We start from the raw sequence: 3156 nt of genomic DNA, 5'->3' as shown, positions 1-3156 counted from the left end.
CCGGACGGGACTTCCACCCGCGAGCCTGGACCAGCTTTCAGGACGCACCATGGGCACAGCTTAGATACAAGACAGATGCACCGGCAGGCCCGTCCGGGATACGGACGGGAAGACGATCGGAACAGCGACCGATCCACTGGCCTGCGCTACGTTGTGGAGCGTGACCGGCCACGCCATCGAAGAGGTACGTCTCACCGCGTTCAAGAGCTTTCGCGACGCGGTGCTGCCCCTGGCCCCGCTGACGGTACTGATCGGGCGCAACAGCAGCGGCAAGTCCAACGCCCTGGACGGCCTGGAAGTCCTCTCCCGGCTGGCGCGCGGAGACGACATCAGCGAGGCCGTCGAGAGCCGCCGCAGCGCCTCGGGTCCGGTACGGGGCGGGCTGACCGGATGCGTACCGCACGGCTCGGACCGGTTCTCGCTCGGGTGCACGGTCAGCACTGAATACGGTCCCGTGGAACTCGATGTGACGATTCAGGTGGAACCTGAAGTACAGATCATTGAGGAACGCCTGTCCGGCCCTACGGACAGCAGAGGCCACAGACCGCTCCTGGTCAGCGGTGAGCCCAGTCCCGGCCTCGGTGAGATCAATGCCTCCTGGTACAACGGCAGACCGGGCCGCAATCCACGGGCACTCTTCCGCAACACCCGGCTGCTCATCTCACAGACGCCTCTCCGGATCCCGGGGGACACCGACGGCGAGACCGACACACTGTTCGCGGCGGACGCCGTACTCACCGCTCTCAGCAGCTCGTTCCACCTCGATCCGGTACCACATCTGATGCGGCAGTACGTGCCCGCACGCGACGTCCACCTACGGCGTACGGCGGAGAACCTCTCGGCCGCCATCGGCGGCATCCAGCGGAACGACCCACAACTCTTCCGCCATCTTGTCGAGTTGCTGCGCGGCCTGGCCGACCACGACATCGACCGGCTCGCCGTCACCAAGTCGGAGCTGGGCGATGTGATGCTCGCCCTTGACGAAGGCCGGCTGGGACTCACACCCGCCCGCGAGATGAGCGACGGAATGCTCCGCTTCCTCGCCATCGCCACATCGCTGCTCACCGGGGACAAAGGGCTGGATCTGGGCCGCACGAGCATGCGTTTTCCGGAGGACTCGCTGATGCTGGTCATCGAGGAGCTGGAGAACGGGTTGCATCCGTCACAGGCGTCACAGGTCCTCCGGCTGGTCCGTGAGGCGGCGACCGAGAACAACACCCTGGTCCTGGTCACCACGCACAGTCCGGCCCTGCTCTCCGCACTGAGCGGCGACGACCACCAGGGCGTGATCGTCTGCTCGCGCGACCGTGAGACGGGCGCCAGCAGGCTGACGCGTCTCACCGAACTGGACGGCTACGCGAGGGCGATGAGCGCCGGACCACTGGGCGATGTGGTCGCCAACGGGCGGCTGTTGGAGACGCGTCCGGGAAAGCGGGACTACTCGGAGTTCGACCGTCTGCTCGGAATCGGGTGAAGCGTTGGCTCGCGGGGTGGAGTTCGTCGACACATCGATCCTGTGCAACCTGCTGGAGGTGCCGGGCAAATCCCAGGACCGCGAGAAGGTGATCGCGGAGCTGAAGCGCAAGCGGGAGCTACGGGAAGCCGATCTGCTGCTGCCGGTCACCGCAATCATCGAAACGGGAAACCACATCGCCCAGCTCGCGGACGGCCACTTCCGCCGGCTGTGCGCGGAACGTCTCGCCGGAGTGCTGGTCACGGTGATCGAGGGAACGGCCCCCTGGGCCCTCAACGAGGTCGAGTGGAACGCCGCGCATCTGCGCGCGCTGGTGGACGGCGGGAGCACCGGCACCACTCTGATCGAGCACGCCTGCAACAAGCTCGGCTGCGGCGATCTGAACATCCTGGTCGAACGCGACCGCTATCTGGCGCGGACCTCCGGGGTGACCGCGACCATCTGGACACTGGACGGGCTGCTCGCGTCCTACACCTGAGTGCGCCTTCCATGTCTGGGCTCGCTGCCGACCGGAACATCAGGCCGGCGCATCAGGCACGGACCGGGCCCATCTCGCGTATCACCCGCCGAAAACACCACAACCGCGTGCATCCATCCGGGGTGCTCGTGAGTCTCAAGACGGGACACCTTTCCCAAGGTGGTCCTGTTTTGGCGCATTTCAACGCATTCGCGGATTCGGAGCGTTTCCTTTGATGTCCAGTCTCCCGGGCGTACGCAGAGCCGCCGCGGTCACGGTCACCCTCACCGCCGGCGCGCTGCTGTCCGTCTCCTCCCTGGTCGCGCCCGCGCAGGCCGCCACCGCGCCGTCCATCGGCGGCAAGGGCGGGTTCGTGCTCAACAACGCGACCGGCGCCACGGTCTACGGCAAGGCCGCCGACACCCGGCGTCAGATGGCGAGTACGACGAAGATCATGACGGCCGCGGTGGTGCTCAGCACCAAGGGCGTCGACCTCAACCGCAAGGTGACCGTCAAGCAGGCCTACCGCGACTACGTCACCAAGCAGGGCGCCAGCACGGCGGATCTGCGTACCGGCGACAAGGTCACCGTCCGCCAGCTGCTGTACGGGACGATGCTGCCCTCCGGCTGCGACGCCGCGTACGCGCTCGCCGACACCTTCGGCACCGGCTCGACGACCGCCGCGCGCACCAAGTCGTTCATCGCGAAGATGAACGCGAAGGCCACCTCGCTCAAGCTCAAGAACACCAAGTTCGATTCGTTCGACGGCATCTCGCAGAGCGGGAAGAACTACACCACCCCGCGCGACCTCGCGAAGATCGCCCAGTACGCCATGAAGAACGCGAACTTCCGCGCGGTCGTCAAGGCCACCTCGTACAAGAGCACGGCGCCGACCAGCACGGGCGGCAAGCGCACGTACACCTGGTACAACACCAACAAGCTGCTCGGCTCCTACAAGGGCGCCGTCGGCATCAAGACCGGCACCGGCACGGCGGCCGGGCCCTGCCTGGTCTTCGCCGCCACGCGCGGCAGCAAGACCCTCGTCGGTGTCGTCCTGAACGGCACGGACCGCTACAAGGACGCCGCCAAGCTGCTCGACTACGGCTTCGGCTCGTCAACGGCGAAGACCATGAAGCTGCGCACGCTCCCGGCGGACGCCCAGCGCGACTGATCCCGACATGTCGGGCCGGACGGAGGCCGCGCCGGAGCCCACCGCTCCGGCGCG

3 protein-coding genes are annotated in these 3156 nt (G+C 67.0%); all 3 read left to right on the top strand.

Annotated elements, in window-relative coordinates:
* The first annotated feature begins 160 nt into the window (after positions 1-160).
* The 3 genes from GA0115259_RS11510 (at position 161) to GA0115259_RS11500 (ending at position 3102) form a co-directional block, all read left to right on the top strand.
* On the top strand, positions 161-1474 hold the full coding sequence (locus GA0115259_RS11510; RefSeq protein WP_093594706.1) for an AAA family ATPase: 1314 nt from the start codon (positions 161-163) through the stop codon (positions 1472-1474).
* 16 nt (positions 1475-1490) lie between these two features.
* Positions 1491-1952 (top strand): hypothetical protein, encoded by a 462-nt coding sequence (locus GA0115259_RS11505; protein WP_093594702.1) that lies wholly within the window; start codon positions 1491-1493, stop codon positions 1950-1952.
* Between the two features lie 214 nt (positions 1953-2166).
* Entirely contained in the window at positions 2167-3102 is a 936-nt protein-coding gene (locus GA0115259_RS11500) for a D-alanyl-D-alanine carboxypeptidase family protein (protein WP_093594699.1), read from the top strand.
* Positions 3103-3156 lie beyond the last annotated feature (54 nt).

The organism is Streptomyces sp. MnatMP-M17 (assembly GCF_900091995.1).
Classification (GTDB): Bacteria; Actinomycetota; Actinomycetes; order Streptomycetales; family Streptomycetaceae; genus Streptomyces.
This window is presented reverse-complemented; position numbering and strand designations above follow the sequence as displayed.